The following is an 18,175-nucleotide window of genomic DNA, read 5'->3' as shown; positions in this document are numbered from 1 at the left end:
TCAGCTTTTGCTGTCGTCGCTGTTTTTTCCAGTATCCTGCGCACTTTCCTTTGCAGTGGTCTTTGGCGCTTCAACCGCTTCTACCAGTTTGAAGTTAATCTGCCGCCGCTCTTCGTCCACTCCGGAAAAACTCACTTTAACCGCTTGGTCCAGCTGGAATATGCGTCCGTTCTTGTTGTGAATCAGGCGAAGTGTCACAGGGTCAAAGCTGTATTTGCCGTTAAGATCCTTGCAACTGACAAACCCTTCCAGCCCGTTGGCTTCAAGCCGCACGAAGAAGCCTGCCGGAATGGTTCGGCTTATTACACCATCCAGAGGCTCCTCGCCCAGGGTTTTGGCAAAATCGCTCTTGAGCCAGGTTTCCAGACTGTTGGCGGCCTGTCGGGCTTTGAACTGAGCGTTCTGGAGAGTCAACAGTTCGTCCCCGCTCAAGGCTTTCATGGGGGCGTCCCAAAGCACTGCTTTAATCATGCGGTGCACATACAGGTCAGAATACTTGCGCAGCGGAGAAGTAAACGTGGTGTAGGCGTTTAGCCCCATGCCCTGATGGGGTGCTGCAGTGAACGTCATTTCTGCCCGAGCCAACTGGCGCGAGAGGATGGATTTCACTGGCACTTCTGCCTCCAGAGTGGATGTTTCCTTCATCAGTGCTTTGAAGCCTTCCGGTGTGGTGGCATCTATATCCGCCAGGTGCGGCGCATAAGCTTCAAGCAATGCTCGAATGTTGTCGGCGCGGTCATCCCTGAGCCCCGGATGCTGAATAAACAGGCCAGACGCCTGTTTGGACAGGAAATCGGCCGCGCACCGGTTGGCGGCAATCATGCATTCTTCCACCAGGCGGTGCGCTTCGTTCTGCACCGAAGGTTCGATGCTGCGAATGCGCCGGTTTTCATCCAGCCTTAGACGAAACTCGGGGCGGTCGCCGCTTAGCAAAGCATGTTCGCTGCGCCATTTGCGCAATGCGGTAGCAGCCTGATGAAGTTGATCCAGGCTGTTGCACACGGAATCCGGTAAAGCTTTGATGTCTTCGTCTTCGCGGCCTTCAATCAGGTTGGAGACCAGATCGTAACTGAGCTTGCCCTTTGAGCTGATGACCGCTTGATGGAAGCTGTAATCACCCAGGCTGCCGTCGTTATTAACCTGCAGATCACACACCAGGGCCAGCCGTTTCACATCTGGCATCAGCGAGCACAGTCTGGTGCTGATGGTATCTGGAAGCATGGGTAGGGGATCGCCCGGGAAATAAATGGCGGTGGCGCGCTTGAAGGCTTCAAGCTCGGCTGCGCTTTTTTGGTCGATAACTGCAGCCGGGTCTGCAATGGCTATGGACAGTGCCCAGCCAGTCACATTGGGTTCGGCCAGAAGCGCGTCGTCCATGTCCTGGGTGGCGGGGCTGTCGATGGTCACATAGGCCCGGTCGGTGCGGTCTTCCCGGCCGTCGCCGAGGGCTTCGATAGAAGCCTCGCTCAGGCTTTCTGCCTGTTCAACAACCGGCGCTGGCCAGGAGTCTGAAAGATCGAAAGTTGCCAGAGTCAGGGCGCGCTCTATGCCAGGCTCGCCGGCTTTGCCAATGACTCGCAGAACCTTGGCCTGACCTTTGCCGTCTTTGATTGGATGTTTGTGCATGCAGCAGTACAGGTAATCGTCAGGCTGCGCGTTCATGCGCTCTTTTGGCGGAATGAAAATCCAGCGATTGATGCCCGGAGTTTCCGGCACCACAAAATGGCCTTTGCCCTTTACCAGGTAGCGCCCGACAAAGGTGCTTAGCCGGCTTTCAAGAAGCTCGTCCACGACACCCTGGGTTTTACCTTTTTCCACTTCCTGTTCGATAACATTTACCCGGTCACCCGGGAGCACTCTTTGCATTTCTTCCGGTGGCAGGAATACATCCCGCCCTTCATCCAGTGCGACGAATCCGAAACGGCCGTTTGTGGATTTAACGGTCCCGGGGAAAACAACTTTGCTTTCCTCAATGTCAGACTTTAGCTGGCGCAACTGGCTGAGAGCGTCGGCGTTGAGCATGGGTTAACCTGGCTAAAAAAATGAATGATGGGGCGGAGTATAACGGTTATGGCGATGCGAGTCAGACCCGTTACGCTGGGTTAATTTCCGTATCTTCTGGGGTGTTGATGCAAACGCGGTTGCGGCCTTCTTTCTTGGCGCGATACAGAGCCTGGTCTGCATTTCGCAAAACCCTGTCGGTGTTGTCCCCGGGTTCGGAGAAATATCCACCCACGCTGATGGTGACAGGTGTGCCGGTTTTACGGCTCTCCACCTCAACACTTTCACGAATGCGCCTGGCGATTTGCTTCAACGTTGTCGGGTCGCAAGGGGAGAGCAGTATGACGAACTCATCACCGCCCCAGCGCCCGGGACAATCGTAGGGGCGAAGGCTGGCTTTCAGCCACAGGGCAACGCGACAGAGAATTTCGTCGCCGGCTTGATGGCCAAGCTGGTCATTAATGGATTTGAAGTGATCTATGTCGAGCCAGATCAGGCCAAAGCCATTACCCGAGCGGGCTGAGCGCTGAATTTCATCATCCAGAGCTTCGTCTATCCCGCGGCGGTTTTTCAGGCCTGTGAGGGGATCAATTCGGGCAAGCCGATTCAGTTCGTCGGTACGCTGGGCAACTTTGTTCTCCAGTTGCCTCGTGGAGTCACGTAAGCTCTCGGTCATTTTTTCGAAATGGTCTACAAGACGACCAATCTCGTTATCCGGCTTGTCCAGGCGAGGCAGGATGAAACTGCCGCTGCGCACTTTTTCCACTGCCTCTTCCAGCCCCACGATGGGCTTTACGATGCGCGACTGGATAATCAGGTGGAACACCATCAGTGTAATCAGGAGACTGGCGAGGAAAACGGCCACCAGAGGCCACAGATAGCTTTTGGGTAATAGCGTGTTGAGATCCAGCAGGGTGATTTCGAACCAGCCGATCGCTGGCAAATAAGCAACTCCGGCAAGGTGTTGGCGACCCTCTACGGTGACAAATCCGCTTTCGACATGACCTGCTGTGCCAGAGCTTTTCTTGAGTAGCTGGAGCATGCCAAGAATTTTCTGTTTGTCCTCGGGAGCTTCAAACAGCAGGTCGACGGTGTTTTTCTGGCCTTCGGGCTTTATGACGCTGGCAAAATCAATGTAGTTACGATCCCGATATAACTGTATGGCGCCGTTGTAATCGACAAACAGGGTGGTGATACCTTCCTGGTTAATATCCACAATATCCTGAAGAAACCTGTCGAGATTCATGCCGGTGCCCACCATACCTACAATCTGATTGTCAGGGCCGCGCATCAGCACATCAATCCAGAGCTTGGTAACGCCCAGTTCGGTATCGGGATTGACGTTCAGATGGAAATCTCGCCCTTCTTCGATCAGTTGGTAAAACCATGCATCATTGGGCTCATCTGGGCTCAGGACATAGCGGAACTGCTGATCGGCGTATTCATCTTTTTCGTTGTTGAAGTAGTAGCGGCCGCTTTCCCGGAGAGCGACGAAATAGCTGTTGTCCCGGAAGTTGTCGCGAAAGCTTTCCATTTCGTGGATGGCATTAGCTTCCAGAGCCTTGTTATCTGGCTCTTTTGCCCAGTTGATCAGTGCGGTGGAGCTGGCCATTTGACGGGCGAGGCCAATCTCACGCTCCAGAGATTGCAGCAAGCGGGCGCTGTCATAGCGCACCTGTATTTCGGCTACCTGTTGCCCCCAGCGCTCAATCAGATCGGCGGAGAGCTCCCGGTAGGCTAACCAGGAGGCACATGCAGCGATAATGATCAGGCCGGCAGCAATGCTGAGGAACCGGGTTTTAAGTCGCAAGCAATTCCGTCTCCATTCCAGGGGGGGATCGGGAATAATCATAGTGCACTGGCAGGCAAGATTATAGAAAAGAGCGTGAGGAAATTATCGCAACCTGCGCCAGATCAGCATAGCTACCTGTGCGGAAAGAATGCTGTTACACAGGTTTCGGGGCGAGGCGCTGTGATTCAGCGCCTCGCCGAAGGCTAATTATGCTCGGCAAAGACTTTGGTCTGGCCGCTTTTGTTAAACAAAAGCACCTGATAATGGTCTTTGCGGTCGCCCATTTCCATGCCCGGTGAACCGGCAGGCATGCCGGGAACCGCAAGGCCACTGGCTTTTGGAGCATCGGCAATCAGCCGGTGAATGTCGCTGGCAGGTACGTGACCTTCGATCACATAGTCACCCACGAAAGCCGTGTGGCAGCTGGCCAGATTGGGGCTAAGGCCGGCTTCCATTTTTACACGGTTCATGTTGTGGGTGTCGGTAACTTCCACCTCAAAGCCGTTGCTTTCCAGATGGTTGATCCAGTCAGTGCAGCAGCCGCAGGTGGGCGATTTGTAAACATGGATGCTCTGTGCGGCGCCGGCCGCCAATAATGGGGTGCTGAAGCCAAGGGTGGCTGTCAGGGCCATTCCGAGAATCTGTTTTTTCATGGTCGTTCTCTCTCTGTAATGTGGTGTTCAGTGATGGCTGTTATCTTCTGCAGGTGTGTCGGTACTGGATGATGAAAGCCAGAACCACCAAACGATGGCGGCCATCAGAACAAGCCCTCCAGCATTGACCAATATAGTTTCCATCAGTTCCGCTCCTCTTTCTGCTGCTGGTGCTGGCTCTGTTCCCGCGTTTGAGCTGGCTTGTGGCTGGTTTTGAACAGGCGCAGCCGGTTGGCGTTGGTTACAACGGTTACCGACGACAGCGACATGGCGGCGCCCGCAAGAATCGGGCTCATCAATATGCCCCAAACCGGGTACAGCAGGCCTGCTGCTACGGGAATACCCAGTACGTTGTAAATAAAGGCACCAAAAAGGTTCTGGTGGATATTGCTCACTGTCGCCCGGGAGACCTCAATCGCATCCGGGACTCCATGCAGGGAGCCCCGCATCAGGGTAATGGCGGCGCTTTCAATCGCAACGTCGGTGCCTGTTCCTATGGCGAAGCCCACATCGGATGCGGCCAGAGCTGGCGCATCGTTGATGCCGTCACCCACCATGGCCACGGTGTAGCCTTTGGCTCGCATTTCGTTCACCACATCGGCTTTGTCTTCCGGCAGAACTTCTGCACGGTACTCATCAATGCCGGTTTTTGCAGAAATAGCTTTGGCTGTGGCGTCAATATCGCCGGTAACCATCATGACTTTGATTCCAGCGTCGTGCATACGCTGGATGGCGGCCTCTGAATCCGCCTTGATGGCATCGGCAACACCCATTACACCCAGTAATTCTGTGCCCCGGGCAAGAAACAGCGGTGTGCCAGCCTGCTCGGTAATGGTTTTCTCGGCATCGGCCAGACCCTGAAGAGCAATGCCTTCGGACTCCAGCCAACGGCGATTGCCAAGACGAATCGCATCACCTTCAAATTCGCCGAAAACGCCCTTGCCATTCAGCGCCTCAAACCCGGTGACGTTGAGAGGCTGAATGTTTTGCTCTTTGGCTTTGTTAACCACGGCTTCCGCAAGTGGGTGCTCGGAATGCATCTCCAAGCCAGAAGCCAGGGCCAGCAATTGCGCTTCATCACCGCTCACAGCGTGCACGCTGGTCACAGCAGGGTGGCCCTCGGTAATGGTGCCGGTTTTGTCGAGGATCACCAGATCGATCTTGCCGGCGGTTTGCAGGGCATCGCCCTGGCGAATCAGGGCGCCGTATTCTGCTGCTTTACCAACGCCTACCATCACGGACATAGGTGTGGCCAAGCCTAGCGCGCAAGGGCAGGCAATGATCAGAACGGTGGTAGCCGCGATGATCATATGCACTACAGCAGGCTCTGGCCCAACGTTGTACCAAACCAGTGCCGCGGCCACGGCAATGAGCATTACACTGGGCACAAACACCGAGGATATCTTGTCTGCAAGCCGCCCAATGGCAGGTTTTGAGCCCTGGGCTTTTTTAACCAGATGAATAATCTGCGCCAATGCCGTTTCGCTGCCCACCCGCGTTGCCTTGTACACAATCGCACCATGAGTATTCATAGTACCGGCAGATACCTCGTCACCCTCTGCTTTGGTAACCGGCATGGGCTCGCCAGTGAGCATGCTTTCATCCACACGGGTGCTGCCTTCAACAACAACTCCGTCCACCGGCAAGTTCTCACCGGGGCGAACCCGAATGTGATCGCCTTTGCGTACATCTTCTACCGGAATGTCCTGTTCGTGCCCGTCACGAATCACCCGTGCCGTTTTTGCCCGTAAATCCAGCAGCCGACGAACCGCTTCGGAGGTTTTCCCCTTGGCCCGGAGTTCCAGCGCCTGACCCAGGTTGATCAGGCCGATAATCATGGCGGAGGCTTCAAAATACACATGCCGCGCCATTTCTGGCAAAGCCTCAGGAATACTCACCACCGTAATGGAATACAACCATGCGGTACCTGTACCGAGAGCGATCAAGGTATCCATATTGGCATTGTGGTGCCGAAACGCCTTCCATGCCCCGGTGAAAAAATGCCCACCCGTGCCGGCCATAACCAACAGGGTTAACACGCCGAGCCCAAACCACACGCCCTGGTTTGCTTCGGATATGGTCATGGAGCCGAACGTCATGCCATAGACCATCATGGCAACACCCAGCCCCAGGCTGATTGCCATTTTTACCAGCAGGGTTTTGTACCGCTTCTTGTCCTCTTCCTGCTTCTGGTCGTCTGCCGCGTCAGCATCTTCAATCACACTGGCGCCATAACCGGAACTCTCTACCGCTTTGATCAAAGCTTGCGCATCCGACACGCCCGTTGCCGTAGCGGTATTGTCCGCAAGATTCATGTGGGCATGGGTAACGCCGGGCACCGACTTCAGCGCCTTCTCAATCGTATTCACACAAGATGCACAAGTAGCGCCAGTTACCGCCAGCAGCACTTGATCGTCACCTGGCGCAGGCGCTGCCGGTTTTTCAGGTTTGCTCTCTGGCGCTTTGGCCTGTTTTTCGGCGTTTGGAACAGACTCTGAGTCCTGCTTTTTTGCTTTGGACGCGCAACAGCTGGCGGGTTTTTCAGCTGCGCCCACTAGCTCTGCCGGGAAACCCGCTTCCGACACAATCCTGGCAGCTTCGGTGGAATCAATGCCTTCTGGCAAGGCGACCGTTTGATCTTTCAGATTAACCTCAACCAGGCTCGCATCACCGATCAACGGTTCCAGGGCATTGCGAATCTTCTTCACACAGCCCTGACAGGTGGCGCCAGAAATACTCAGAGTGGTCTTTAGCTCAGGTGCTTCACTCATAACGATCTACTCCTCAACATGCTGTGCGGGAGTGTTGTCATCCCAATGTTCAATCAAGCGGCAGATAGTTCGGCCATCCGGTGTGCCATCTGGCATATCCTGCCAGGCGCCCAGCGCTGCTTGCATCCGCTTGCGCAACTGCTGCAACTCCTCAATCTCCCGCTCTACATCGGCCAGCCGCTGCTGAAACACATCCCGAACCATAGGGCAGGGCGAATGGTGGTCATCCGCCTGATCGAGAATCTGCCGAACCTCGACCAGCGAAAACCCCAGCTGCCGGGCCTTGCGGGCAAAACGCAGACGCCGAAGGTCTTCGGCATCGAAATGCTGGTAATTGTTATCCGGGTTCCGCGTGGGTTTAAGCAGCCCCTCGCGGGTGTAAAAGCGAACCGTGTCCGGATTAACCCCGGCAGCAGTAGCAAGTTCTTTAACTTTCATAGACAGCAGCACCGCAAAATGTAAATGAGCGGTGGTGTGGGAGACCTGTCCGAAAATGCTCGGAGCCAGGGAAGGCGGAGAGCAAGCGTATATGGACGTATTCTCAGCGGTTTTCGGACAGGTCTCCCACACCGCCGCGGCTATCACCAAAGCGAGACAGCCGAGGGTATTTTGAAGCTTAAGGATAGCCTAAAACCTATGACCTACTCACAGGTCAATGGTTTTCAGGAAGAGGGGCTTTTCGCCCGAAGGAAGGTATCGCAGCTTTTACATTGATCAGGCGCCATCAACTTCGCCTGCCAGCCAATCTTCACGCCGCAAGCCGGGCAGGCCAGGCGCAACTGCAAAATAATAATCGGCGTAACCAAAGCCACCAGCAAAAGCCCCAAAGGCCCCCACTCATCACCACTGGAAAGCCCAAGCTGACTGCTGAATATCAGAACAATAACCAGAGCCACAAACGCAAAAATGAAATAACTCCGGTTCCAACGCTCCCACCGGCGAAGCTTCGCATCCTGTTCCGGTGTCAAATACTCCGTGGCCATAAAAACCTACCTGGACAAATCAAATTTCAAACCCGGGCTCAGTCGCCGCAAACTTCTCTAGCGTACCACCGAGCAAAGCCTGCTCCAGCTCTGCAGCTGGGACCGGCCGACTGATCAAATACCCCTGAGCCATATTACAGCCCTGGCCCCTGAGCAGGTCCAGTTGTGCCTGGGTTTCCACACCCTCGGCAACCACCCGCAACCCAAGGTTATGTGCAAGATTGATCACTGCACGAGTGATTACAGCATCATCATGGCGCAGGGTCACCTCCGTAATGAACGAACGGTCGATTTTCAGAAGATCTACCGGAAAATCTCTCAAATACGCCAGAGAAGAATAACCCACGCCGAAATCATCAATCGCCAGATGCACACCAAGATCGTGCAGGCGAGACAGCTGATCCCGGTTGCGTTCAATATTCTGAATGAAAATTTCTTCCGTAAGTTCCACCTCAAGCCGCTCAGATGGAATACCTTCAGCGTTCAGGGCATCGCGTATGTGATCCACCAGATGCTCGTTATCCAGCTCACGCCCGGACAGATTCACGGCAACTCTGAGGTGTTCAAAATGGGTGCCTTTCCAGGCAGCCAGCTGGCGGCAAGCTGCCATCACTACCCAGCTGCCGATATCCGTAATCCGGCCACTCTCCTCCGCCAGGGGAATGAACTCAGCTGGAGCCAGAAGGCCACGGTGGGGATGCTGCCAGCGAATCAGTGCTTCCACGCTGGTGATCTCACCGCTGTTCAGATTCAGTTGTGGCTGGTAGTGCAGCACAAATTCATTGTTGGCCAGAGCCTGGCTGAGCTCCTTTTCCAGTTCCAGACGCATCACCTCCCGCTCCTGCATACCTTCCGTATAGAACTGGTAGGTATTACGGCCCTGATCCTTGGCCCGGTACAATGCTATATCGGCATTGCGCAACAGAGTATCTGCATCCATGCCACTCTGCGGGTACACGGCTACACCCAGGGTGGCGGTAATGCTGTGAACTTCATTCTGAACTTTGAAAGGCGCTTCAAAACACTGCTTGATAAGCCCCAGCAGGTGAATAACGTCGTCAATGTCTTCCACATACTGCTGGCAGATCATGAACTCGTCACCACCGGAATAGGCCACAGATACGCGCTCATCACTGAGCTTGTTCAGACGTCCGGCAACCTGAACCAATAGCTCATCGCCAAACTGGTGGCCCAGAGAGTCGTTCAGCATTTGAAAACGGTCCAGATCCAGCATCACCAGTGCGACTTGTCGGGCCTGGCGATCTGCAAGAGTTAGTGCATGAGCCAGGTCTTCCATAAAAAAGCGGCGGTTAGCCAGGCCGGTGAGAACATCCGTAGACTCCAGCCGCACCAGGTCTTGCTGAATGGTTTTGCGTTGCGCAATTTCCATATCCAGCTCCCTGCGTGTTGCCAGCAAATCCTGATTGCGTTTGAGCATGAGCTGCAACAGTAGCGTTGCGATACTGGTCACCAGACCCATGAAAAGTAGCGCCACAAAGGTCCATCTGGGCCAGGGGCTGCGCTGTTTATCAACCCAGGTCTGAGAGGGCTCTAGAGTTAGTTGCCAGTCTAGTGTTGGCAAGTTGATTGGTACGGTATAAGACATGGAATCGTCGGCATCCTGGAGCCCATCCAGAGTGTAGATAGGGTCGCCGTTGCTGCTCAGTACGATGCGGAACGCATCCTGTTCCCGGGTGGCCAACAATTCGCGGGCCAGTATTTCCATTCTGAAAACTCCGGCGATAAATCCGTTGTTGTCTGCGCCTGTGCCTACAGGTGCATAAATAACAATGCCTTTTCCGCCCTGGCGGAGTTCCAGTACATCAGAAATATCGTAGTTGCCCGAGGCCTGGGCAGCCTCAAGAGCCTGTTTCCTTTGTTCATTGAAGGCCACGTTGAAGCCGAGAACGCTCTCGTTCAATGAAAGCGGTTCCAGCCAGCGAATAAAATAGTCTCGATCTATCCACTCAATGACCGTATAAATGAGGAAATCACCGAGGTGGTTGCGGGCATCCTGGCGCCATTCGCTTTCTGGCGTGCTCGGGTCTGTTGCCAGGCGCATGGCCATTCTCTGGATGGCGCTGGCGTGAGCTTTGAACTCCCACTCGATGTTATGAGCCATACTCTGGGCTTCATTCTCGAGATTGGCCTGGATTTGCTCTGTGTACTGGTGGATAAGGCCGTAACGAAGCCCTGAGGCAGTAATGAAAAAAACAAGGAAGATAACCACCGGAAAGGCAGGGTGTAACATCCGCTTTATGAAAAGCCTGCCTTTTACAGGTGTGTGTTCCAATAGCTGCTCCGTTCATCAGAAAACCGGCCAGAAAGGTTAACGGCTGGTGGCCGGAAATCATTAGCTGTTTTCTGGGGCATCTGCAGGGCCTTATTCAGGAGTCTATTGCAGGAATACCCAGGCGCGGGATTTCCTGCATCGGGCAGTTATCCATCACAAATGTCAGCCCTGCAGCTTCAGCTCTGGCGCCACCCGCTTCGTTGATAACGCCAACCTGCAACCAGATGACCGGAATCTTCAGCGCAATGGCCTGATCAATCACTGCATCTGTGCGCTCCGGGGCCAGGAACAGCTCCGCCATATCCACCGGCTCGGGCAGTGAGGCCAGGTCTGCGTAAACCGTCTCTCCCAACACTTTCTGGCCGGCGAGGCGGGGGTTCACCGGGATCATCCGGTATCCCTGCTGCTGCATGAATTCCATGACTTCGTAGGAGGGCCGGTGTGTTTTCTCGCTGGCGCCAACAAGGGCTATGGTGCGGACACTTTCAAGAATGGTGCGCATCTGGTCAGGTTGGTTGCTTGGCATGGTGACGAACCCTTGTATGGAGTTAACGATATGGAGTCAGCGGTGTGCCTCAAGGTACACAGACACGGATTCTGTATAGCGTAGCGCGTGGGGCTTGTCGATTTCTACCTGCGCCCACTGCACGGCAGAGTGCTCCATAACGATGTTGAGCACTTCGTGGGTCAGGCGCTCCAGCAAGGCAAAGCGATTGCCATTCACGTGGCCAATAATCTGCTTGGTGATGGTGCGATAATTGAGTGCCGCTGCAATTTCGTTGCGACTGATTGCTTCCGTTGCATCGTAAGTCAGGCACACATTAATGATCACATCCTGCTGGTTGTTGATTTCCTCTTCCTTGATGCCGATGTAGGCTCGCAGCAGTAAATTCTTGATCTGTATTCTTGCCTGGTGGTTGCAGGAAACCTCGGTCATACCGCCTCCATCCAATTTTTGCGATCAGCGATTGCTGCTGATCAGATTAAAAAACTCTGTGCGCGTTGCCTGGGATTTGCGGAACTGGCCCAGCATCATGGACGTCTTCATCTTCGAGTTCTGCTTCTCCACGCCACGCATCATCATGCACATGTGCTGCGCTTCGATAACCACAGCAACGCCTTTGGCGTTGGTAACAGTTTCTACCGCTTCTGCAATTTGCCGGGTCAGGTTTTCCTGGATTTGCAGACGGCGGGCATACATATCCACAATGCGTGCAAACTTGGACAGCCCCAGAACACGGCCCTGTGGCAGATAGGCGATGTGACACTTACCAATAAAGGGAAGCACATGATGTTCGCACATGCTGTAAAGTTCGATGTCCTGTATTACGACCATCTCATCCATTGCGGATTCGAAAACAGCATTGTTGACGAGATCGCTGAGGTCTTGCTCGTAGCCCTGGGTCAGGAATTGCATGGCTTTGGCCGCACGCATGGGGGTGTCCTGCAGACCTTCACGGTTGGTGTCTTCACCCAGCCCGTTGATGATGGCGCGGTAGTGGCCCGCGAGGTCGTCAAGGAGTTTGGTCATAGTCTTTTCCGATTCTCTTGAAAATGCTGAGGTAGATACAAGGGACAAAGCTTAAGTGAATTTGTCCGGTATCTCTACGATTTACGACGCTGGGCACGGAAAAGACCAGTCATTGGCAGTAGTTTACGGGCGGCAGTAGCGTGGCCCTGGCCAGAGGGTCGGGTCTATTCTTAAGTCGTAGACTGTGAAGAATATATCGGGGACATCGCATGGATCAGCAGACATCGGGTACATGGAAGGGAAGGCCCGTTGATAGTGAGGTGGCAGCACAGGAGGCGTGGCAGCAGAGCGGTAAGTGGTTCACCTATGAAGGTCATGCGATATTCAGCCGCATGGCGGGGCAGGGAGAGCCGCTGTTACTGATCCACGGGTTCCCTACCGCAAGCTGGGACTGGCATCGCCTTTGGCCCATGCTGGTTCAGGGCAACCATTTGCTGGCGCCGGATATGCTGGGCTTCGGCTTCTCTGACAAACCCCGACATTACGCCTACAGCATTGAAGATCAATCAGATCTTATCCAGGGCATGCTTGAGGGCCTTGGCCTCACGTCGGTTCATCTTCTGGCCCACGATTATGGATGCAGTGTTGCCCAGGAGCTTCTGGCCCGAGAGCAGGAAGGCACGCTGCCTTTCGAGATTGCCAGTGTGTGTTTCCTGAACGGTGCCTTGTTTCCTGAAGTGCACAGCCCCTTGCTGATTCAGAATTTGTTGCGTAGCCCATTGGGTGGGCTCATCAGTCGGGCCTTGACCCGGCGCAGCTTTGAGCGCAGTTTCATCAAGCTGTTTGGTAGCAAAAGCCGTCCAGATCAGCAGGATCTGGACGATTTCTGGCATTTGATTACCTATAACAACGGCCGTGGGATTTTGCACCAGTTGATTCATTTTATGGAAGAGCGCCGGTGTCACAGGCATCGTTGGGTCTCGGCGCTGCAAAATGCCAGGCAACCCATGCGTCTTATCTCGGGTGTTGCAGATCCTGTGTCGGGCGCGGCCACGGCGCAGCGCTATCAGGAGATGATCTCAGATGCCGATGTGGTGCAGCTGAAAAATGTAGGGCATTACCCCCACTTTGAGAGCCCATGGGAAGTATTCGGCGCTTACAGAGAGTTTCGTAAGCGCCAGTGATCGGGTTGAAAATAGCCGCTAGCCGGCAACGGGTGTTAAAGAGGTATCTGTATTCTGGTCGCCAGCTGCCTGGTTGGTCGCACTTACGACCTGGTTACGTCCCCTGGACTTGGCGTCGTAGAGCGCCTGGTCGGCCCGATTCAACCAGACAGACCAGGTTTCACCCTTGCTGACTTCGGCAATACTGGCACTGGCTGTTACCTTGATATCCTCAAGAAACGGGCGCGCGCTGATGCTCGTAAGCAATTGATGGGCAAGAAGATTGCCCTCATGCTGGTTGGTTTCTGGCAGAACGATCATGAATTCTTCACCACCGATCCGGAAAATCTGGTCGCTTTCCCTGATGCGCTTGCGTAGTCGCAGTGCCATTTCTTTCAGTACCTTGTCTCCCGCCAAGTGTCCCCACTGATCGTTGATCAGCTTGAAGTAATCCAGATCCAGGAGAACCATGCTGGATACCCGCCCATAGCGTTCACGCATCTGGATTTGGCCGTTCAGGATATCTGCCAGTTGTGATCGGTTGAGGCAGCCGGTAAGGGGGTCGGTGGTTGCCAGCCGTGTGAGCTCCATTTGAAGCTTGCCCACTAGCCAGGCAAAAATCATGGAAAACAGACAGGTAAGGCCCAGCGAGAAGGTAATGCGCCAGAAATCTGCTTCGGGAAACTTCATAAACGAAACCACCGCCATAACAGTGACAAAAATGGTATTGCTGGCAATGGCTTCACGGAGCGGAAGCAGGAAAAACAGCGCTGAAGCAGCTGGATAAGCCCAGTAAAGGCCTACATGCCCGTTAATGGCTGTTGAGTAGGCGGCGCAAGCCACTGCGAGTAGAGGGAATAGCCGCCCTTTCAGAAAATAGGTGGAGCGAAACCGCAACAAGACAATGACCGCAAGCGCATTGGCGCAGAAGAGGATCAGCATTCCGGAGAGCAGAAAGTGGTGGTGCTGCCATTGCACGACCACCAGCGGTGCCACCGCAATGAATGCCCATAAATGCAGGTGATAAACCAGCTGGTGTTTGAAACCAAGCACCGCGAGGGTCGGGTTGGTTGAGGTGGAATCCGTCGAGATAAACGCGCTCACAGCAAGCTCCGGCTGTTTTTGTTATATCGCCCAGCTTCTGGAGCCGGGCATGTGTCTAAGTCTAGCATGGGTATTCTCCAGTGAAGCTGAAGTATCCGGGTATCGGCACGATTAGTTTTGTTAAGTTGGCCCATGGTGACCGCTTCGTTAAAATCCTCCCCTCGTCTGAACAGATTGCTATTCACGCTGAACCCTGACAGGAACTCCGCCATGACCGCCATCCATACTCGCGCCCCGGCACTGACTATCCGGGCAGGCCGTCGAACCCTGCAGAGGTTGCAGGAAAAACCACTGACACCGGACGATGTGCACGTTATACCCGGGGCGGCTGGGGGGCCTAAAGCACTTGGGCTCAGCGGTCTGGACAAAGCCATATTTGGTGATTGGTTGCCCAGGGTTGAGCAGGAACGTTCGCTGATTGGTTCGTCTATTGGTAGCTGGCGGTTTGCAGCCATTGCCTCCTCGGACAACCCGCGGGCGCAACTTACCCGGCTTGCAGAACTCTACACGGCACAGCGTTTCGAAAAAGGTGTGACTGCGGCGGAGGTCACCCGCCAGAGCGTACAGTTCCTGAAAGAACTGATTGGGGGCCGGGAGGAGCATATTCTTGAGCATCCCTGGTACCGCCTGAATGTGATGGTTGTGCGCAGCCTTGGCATGCTTGAGCCCGATACGAAAGCACGCCTGAGCTTTGGTTTGATGAGCGCCATAAGTGCCAATGTTGTTGGGCGACGACACCTCGGGCGGTTTATGGAGCGGGGGATTCTTCATGATGCCAGGCTGAAGGCACCCTTGTCGGCGCTGGCAGACTTTCCTAGCCATGAAGTGCCGCTCAGCCGCGATAATTTGCACGCTGCATTGCTGGCATCGGCCTCCATACCCATGGTGATGTCGGGGGTCCGCAACATTCCCGGCGCTCCTGAGGGGATATACAGGGATGGCGGGCTTTTGGATTACCATCTCGATTTGCCGTATGAACAGCCGGGCGTGGTTTTGTATCCGCACTTCACGGATCGAATTGTACCCGGATGGTTTGACAAGACTTTGCCATGGCGTCGCGGTGATGCGACTCGCCTGCAGGATGTGTTGCTGGTAGCGCCTTCCACCGATTACCTGGAGCGTTTGCCAGATGGCAAGCTCCCGGATCGTAAGGATTTCGAAACCTATCTGGGAAATGACAGTGGCCGGGAGCGCTCGTGGCAGAAAGCGATTGCCGAAAGCGAACGCTTGGGAGACGAGTTCCTTGAGCTACTGGAAACCGGCCGCCTGATGGACGTTATTCAGCCTTTGTGAGTCATGGCGGCCAACTGTTCAGGCTGAGCTGCTTGCGGAAAACCTGCCAGCGCTGCCGTAGACAATCAGAAACGTGGTAAAAGCCGTTACCACCACGGATGGGCCTGCGGGCGTGTCGAGATACCACGACATACTCAAGCCCCCCGCGACGGCAATAAATCCGAAAACAACAGCCAGCGCTGCCATCTGTTCCGGAGTATTGGCCAGCCTGCGGGCGGTGGCGGCAGGAATAATCAGCAGAGCCGTAATCAGCAGTACGCCGACCATCTTCATGGCAACAGCAATCACCAGCGCAAACATCAACATCAGCAACAGGCGCAGGCGCTCAACTGGCACTCCTTCCACCCGCGCCAGTTCCTCGTGAATGGTGCTCATCAGAAAACCACGCCAAAGCACCGATAATAGCGTCAGAATCACCACTGCGCCGCCGTATATCCATAGCAGGTCGTTGCGGTTCATGGCCAGCAGATCGCCGAACAGAAGACCGGTGAGGTCAATCCGCACCTCGGGCATGAAGCTCAGTGCCACCAGACCAATGGCCAGGGCGCTGTGAGCAAGAATGCCCAGCAGAGTATCTGTTGCCAGGGTTTTGTTGCGGGAAAACAGTAACAGTGCCATGGCCAGAATAACGCTGGTAATGAGCACGCCGAGGTTCAGTGGAATACTGAACAAAAAGCTCAGCGCTATACCCAGGAGCGCGGAGTGCGCCAGGGTGTCACCAAAATAGGCCATCCTCCGCCACACGACAAAGCAGCCCAGAGGCCCGGCAATCAAGGCTACGCCGAAACCACCAAGGAGGGCGCGCCAGAAGAAATCATTCAGCACAGTATCAATGATGTTCATGGTTGCACTCCCCATGCCCGGTGGCTGAACCCGGGTGGCCTGTGCCAACCACATTGCCGCTCAGGTCGTGGCTGTGGTTATGGTGGTGGTGATACACCGCCAGAGACTCGGCAACCGGCCGGCCGAAGGTTTCAATAAACGCAGGGTCGTGTGAGATGTCGGCAGGATGCCCGCTGCAGCACACGTGCTGGTTCAGGCAGATCACCTTGTCAGTTGCAGCCATGACCAAATGCAAATCGTGAGAAATCATGATGACGCCGCAGTTGAGTTCATCTCGCAACTGGCGAATCAGATCATAAAGTGCCGCCTGACCGTTGATATCCACGCCCTGGGCCGGTTCATCAAGCACCAGAAGATCCGGCTTCCGTACCAGTGCCCTGGCCAGCAAAAGCCGCTGTTGCTCGCCTCCTGAAAGATGGTGAACAGATGCCTTCAACAGATGGCCGACACCGGTTCGCTCCAGTGCAGCTATGCAGGCCGCAAGCGGCTGGCCACTGAGCAACATGAAGCGCTGGATACTCAGGGGCAGTGTTGATTCCAGGCTCAGGTGCTGGGGAACGTATCCGATAACCAGGTCCTTTGCCCGCAGGATATGGCCGCTTGTAGCGGCCTGAATGCCCAGGACGGCTTTGATCAAGGTGGTTTTTCCAGCCCCGTTTGGGCCAATGATGGTAATGATATCGCCGCGGTAAAGCGTAAGACTGACCCGATCAACAACCGGGCGATCATCAAACCGGACGGTAAGGTGCTTGATGTCAACCAGCGGTTCATCCATGAGGCTGCTCCGCCTGACAGCGGGGGCACAGACCGGCTATTTCCAGAGTTATGGATTCGGAAATGAAAGCTTCGGCGCTGGCGGCATCGTGTATAGCTTTGGATACAGCCGCATCTGTCAGTTCCAGGGCATTGCCGCAAGAACGGCAGATAAGGAACATTCCGGTGTGGTGTTCGCCGGCGTGGGCACAGCCTATAAAGGCGTTCAGGGAGGCTATGCGATGCACCAGACCGTACTGTTGCAGGAAATCCAGTGCCCGGTAGACCGTCGGTGGTGCAGCACTGTGGCCTTCTGAGGCCAGCTTCGCGAGTACATCGTAGGCGCCGAGTGGTTTGTGGGATTCCCAGATAAGTTCAAGAACCCGCTCACGGGTGGGTGTCAGGCGGGCATGTTGCTCCTGGCAGATGGCCCGGGCTTCGGCTAAAGCCTGACTGACACAATCATCGTGATTGTGAGGACGGTAAGGGAGTGCGCGAACGGACATGGTCGGAATCCTGCAGAATTTGTAACATTATAACATCCGCAGGAGCCCGACTGCCAAGGGCAAGAATTGAAACGGCTTACACCATGGAATCGTTGGCGAGAGATTCAAGATAATCGAGATTGGGAATCCAGGCGGTTTCGCCGTCAACGTCGACGAGCATAAGATCCGCAGGCCCGTTTTCTGCCTCCATTTTTTTGATTTGCTCTTCGGTAATACGGACCTGGCTTGGAATGCCCTGTGTAATTAATGCCATGAAGCGAAGCTTTTTGTTGTTGTCGGTGATGCTGTTGAGTACCACGATACGGCCCCGGTTTTCACCTGGTACGGACAAGGTTCCGCCATTGGCGGCATCGTAGGAAATAACGGGCAAGTTAAGGCCCCGCCATTCCAGCCGGCCAGCAAGCCAGTCAGGTGCGCCGACGCCGGCCTCACCACTGGCATAGTCCACCACCTCGGCAATGGATACGTTGGGCAGTAACAGTTGCCGTCCGCTCACGGGAATCATGACGCAGGAGAGGGTTTGGCTGTTGTCATTCATTGCTTGTGTCC

At 54.8% G+C, this 18,175-nt stretch carries 17 protein-coding genes; 2 read left to right on the top strand and 15 right to left on the bottom strand.

Annotation, left to right across the window (positions count from 1 at the left end):
* From FE848_RS08780 to folE, 10 genes are all read right to left on the bottom strand, one after another.
* A complete protein-coding gene (locus FE848_RS08780; RefSeq protein WP_200202408.1) occupies positions 1 to 2,022 on the bottom strand; it encodes a ribonuclease R family protein in 2,022 nt (673 codons plus the stop codon).
* A gap of 70 nt (positions 2,023 to 2,092) precedes the next feature.
* Positions 2,093 to 3,811, bottom strand: a complete 1,719-nt coding sequence (locus tag FE848_RS08775) for a diguanylate cyclase domain-containing protein (protein ID WP_200202407.1) — start codon at positions 3,809 to 3,811, stop codon at positions 2,093 to 2,095.
* A 185-nt stretch (positions 3,812 to 3,996) separates the two neighbouring features.
* Positions 3,997 to 4,446: a DUF411 domain-containing protein gene (locus FE848_RS08770; protein WP_200202406.1), complete on the bottom strand. Its 450-nt coding sequence runs from the start codon at positions 4,444 to 4,446 to the stop codon at positions 3,997 to 3,999.
* Between the two features lie 143 nt (positions 4,447 to 4,589).
* Positions 4,590 to 7,217 (bottom strand): heavy metal translocating P-type ATPase, encoded by a 2,628-nt coding sequence (locus tag FE848_RS08765; protein ID WP_200202405.1) that lies wholly within the window; start codon positions 7,215 to 7,217, stop codon positions 4,590 to 4,592.
* 6 nt (positions 7,218 to 7,223) lie between these two features.
* On the bottom strand, positions 7,224 to 7,655 hold the full coding sequence (locus FE848_RS08760; RefSeq protein WP_200202404.1) for a MerR family transcriptional regulator: 432 nt from the start codon (positions 7,653 to 7,655) through the stop codon (positions 7,224 to 7,226).
* A 224-nt stretch (positions 7,656 to 7,879) separates the two neighbouring features.
* Positions 7,880 to 8,200, bottom strand: a complete 321-nt coding sequence (locus FE848_RS08755) for a hypothetical protein (protein ID WP_200202403.1) — start codon at positions 8,198 to 8,200, stop codon at positions 7,880 to 7,882.
* 19 nt (positions 8,201 to 8,219) lie between these two features.
* Positions 8,220 to 10,451: a putative bifunctional diguanylate cyclase/phosphodiesterase gene (locus FE848_RS08750; protein WP_200202479.1), complete on the bottom strand. Its 2,232-nt coding sequence runs from the start codon at positions 10,449 to 10,451 to the stop codon at positions 8,220 to 8,222.
* A gap of 136 nt (positions 10,452 to 10,587) precedes the next feature.
* Positions 10,588 to 11,019, bottom strand: a complete 432-nt coding sequence (locus tag FE848_RS08745; protein ID WP_200202402.1) for a CoA-binding protein — start codon at positions 11,017 to 11,019, stop codon at positions 10,588 to 10,590.
* Positions 11,020 to 11,055: 36 nt separating this feature from the next.
* The gene (folX, locus tag FE848_RS08740; RefSeq protein WP_200202401.1) at positions 11,056 to 11,430 is read right to left on the bottom strand and encodes a dihydroneopterin triphosphate 2'-epimerase; all 375 of its coding nucleotides are present in this window, start codon (positions 11,428 to 11,430) and stop codon (positions 11,056 to 11,058) included.
* Positions 11,431 to 11,454: 24 nt separating this feature from the next.
* Positions 11,455 to 12,024, bottom strand: a complete 570-nt coding sequence (folE, locus tag FE848_RS08735; RefSeq protein ID WP_200202400.1) for a GTP cyclohydrolase I FolE — start codon at positions 12,022 to 12,024, stop codon at positions 11,455 to 11,457.
* A 209-nt stretch (positions 12,025 to 12,233) separates the two neighbouring features.
* On the opposite strand from folE, the gene FE848_RS08730 reads away from it, so the two are divergent.
* Positions 12,234 to 13,148, top strand: a complete 915-nt coding sequence (locus tag FE848_RS08730) for an alpha/beta fold hydrolase (RefSeq protein ID WP_200202399.1) — start codon at positions 12,234 to 12,236, stop codon at positions 13,146 to 13,148.
* An 18-nt stretch (positions 13,149 to 13,166) separates the two neighbouring features.
* Here the strand turns inward: FE848_RS08730 and FE848_RS18875 are convergent, their stop codons facing one another.
* Complete coding sequence (locus FE848_RS18875; RefSeq protein ID WP_200202398.1) at positions 13,167 to 14,231, bottom strand: GGDEF domain-containing protein; 1,065 nt, start codon at positions 14,229 to 14,231, stop codon at positions 13,167 to 13,169.
* A 210-nt stretch (positions 14,232 to 14,441) separates the two neighbouring features.
* On the opposite strand from FE848_RS18875, the gene FE848_RS08720 reads away from it, so the two are divergent.
* Positions 14,442 to 15,524: a patatin-like phospholipase family protein gene (locus tag FE848_RS08720; protein ID WP_200202397.1), complete on the top strand. Its 1,083-nt coding sequence runs from the start codon at positions 14,442 to 14,444 to the stop codon at positions 15,522 to 15,524.
* A gap of 18 nt (positions 15,525 to 15,542) precedes the next feature.
* On the opposite strand, the gene znuB is transcribed toward FE848_RS08720, so the two are convergent.
* From znuB to FE848_RS08700, 4 genes are all read right to left on the bottom strand, one after another.
* Complete coding sequence (znuB, locus tag FE848_RS08715; RefSeq protein WP_200202396.1) at positions 15,543 to 16,367, bottom strand: zinc ABC transporter permease subunit ZnuB; 825 nt, start codon at positions 16,365 to 16,367, stop codon at positions 15,543 to 15,545.
* Positions 16,354 to 17,142 carry a zinc ABC transporter ATP-binding protein ZnuC gene (znuC, locus tag FE848_RS08710; protein WP_200202395.1) on the bottom strand — a complete coding sequence of 263 codons (789 nt, stop codon included), beginning with the start codon at positions 17,140 to 17,142 and terminating at the stop codon, positions 16,354 to 16,356. Before znuC ends, znuB begins: the two co-directional genes overlap by 14 nt.
* Positions 17,135 to 17,626 carry a Fur family transcriptional regulator gene (locus FE848_RS08705; protein WP_200202394.1) on the bottom strand — a complete coding sequence of 164 codons (492 nt, stop codon included), beginning with the start codon at positions 17,624 to 17,626 and terminating at the stop codon, positions 17,135 to 17,137. The genes znuC and FE848_RS08705 overlap by 8 nt, the downstream gene beginning before the upstream one ends.
* 76 nt (positions 17,627 to 17,702) lie before the next feature.
* The gene (locus FE848_RS08700; protein ID WP_200202393.1) at positions 17,703 to 18,164 is read right to left on the bottom strand and encodes a chemotaxis protein CheW; all 462 of its coding nucleotides are present in this window, start codon (positions 18,162 to 18,164) and stop codon (positions 17,703 to 17,705) included.
* Between the last annotated feature and the right edge of the window lie 11 nt (positions 18,165 to 18,175).

This window comes from Marinobacter sp. 1-3A (assembly GCF_016597775.1).
Taxonomy (GTDB): Bacteria; Pseudomonadota; Gammaproteobacteria; order Pseudomonadales; family Oleiphilaceae; genus Marinobacter; species Marinobacter xiaoshiensis.
This window is presented reverse-complemented; position numbering and strand designations above follow the sequence as displayed.

Coding starts and splice junctions, on each gene's coding strand:
- FE848_RS08780 (WP_200202408.1), bottom strand. CDS start 2,022: ATGCTCAACGCCGACGCTCTCAGCCAGTTGCGCCAGCTAAAGTCTGAC.
- FE848_RS08770 (WP_200202406.1), bottom strand. CDS start 4,446: ATGAAAAAACAGATTCTCGGAATGGCCCTGACAGCCACCCTTGGCTTC.
- FE848_RS08765 (WP_200202405.1), bottom strand. CDS start 7,217: ATGAGTGAAGCACCTGAGCTAAAGACCACTCTGAGTATTTCTGGCGCC.
- FE848_RS08760 (WP_200202404.1), bottom strand. CDS start 7,655: ATGAAAGTTAAAGAACTTGCTACTGCTGCCGGGGTTAATCCGGACACG.
- FE848_RS08755 (WP_200202403.1), bottom strand. CDS start 8,200: ATGGCCACGGAGTATTTGACACCGGAACAGGATGCGAAGCTTCGCCGG.
- FE848_RS08750 (WP_200202479.1), bottom strand. CDS start 10,451: ATGTTACACCCTGCCTTTCCGGTGGTTATCTTCCTTGTTTTTTTCATT.
- FE848_RS08745 (WP_200202402.1), bottom strand. CDS start 11,019: ATGCCAAGCAACCAACCTGACCAGATGCGCACCATTCTTGAAAGTGTC.
- folX (WP_200202401.1), bottom strand. CDS start 11,430: ATGACCGAGGTTTCCTGCAACCACCAGGCAAGAATACAGATCAAGAAT.
- folE (WP_200202400.1), bottom strand. CDS start 12,024: ATGACCAAACTCCTTGACGACCTCGCGGGCCACTACCGCGCCATCATC.
- FE848_RS08730 (WP_200202399.1), top strand. CDS start 12,234: ATGGATCAGCAGACATCGGGTACATGGAAGGGAAGGCCCGTTGATAGT.
- FE848_RS08720 (WP_200202397.1), top strand. CDS start 14,442: ATGACCGCCATCCATACTCGCGCCCCGGCACTGACTATCCGGGCAGGC.
- znuB (WP_200202396.1), bottom strand. CDS start 16,367: ATGAACATCATTGATACTGTGCTGAATGATTTCTTCTGGCGCGCCCTC.
- znuC (WP_200202395.1), bottom strand. CDS start 17,142: ATGGATGAACCGCTGGTTGACATCAAGCACCTTACCGTCCGGTTTGAT.
- FE848_RS08705 (WP_200202394.1), bottom strand. CDS start 17,626: ATGTCCGTTCGCGCACTCCCTTACCGTCCTCACAATCACGATGATTGT.
- FE848_RS08700 (WP_200202393.1), bottom strand. CDS start 18,164: ATGAATGACAACAGCCAAACCCTCTCCTGCGTCATGATTCCCGTGAGC.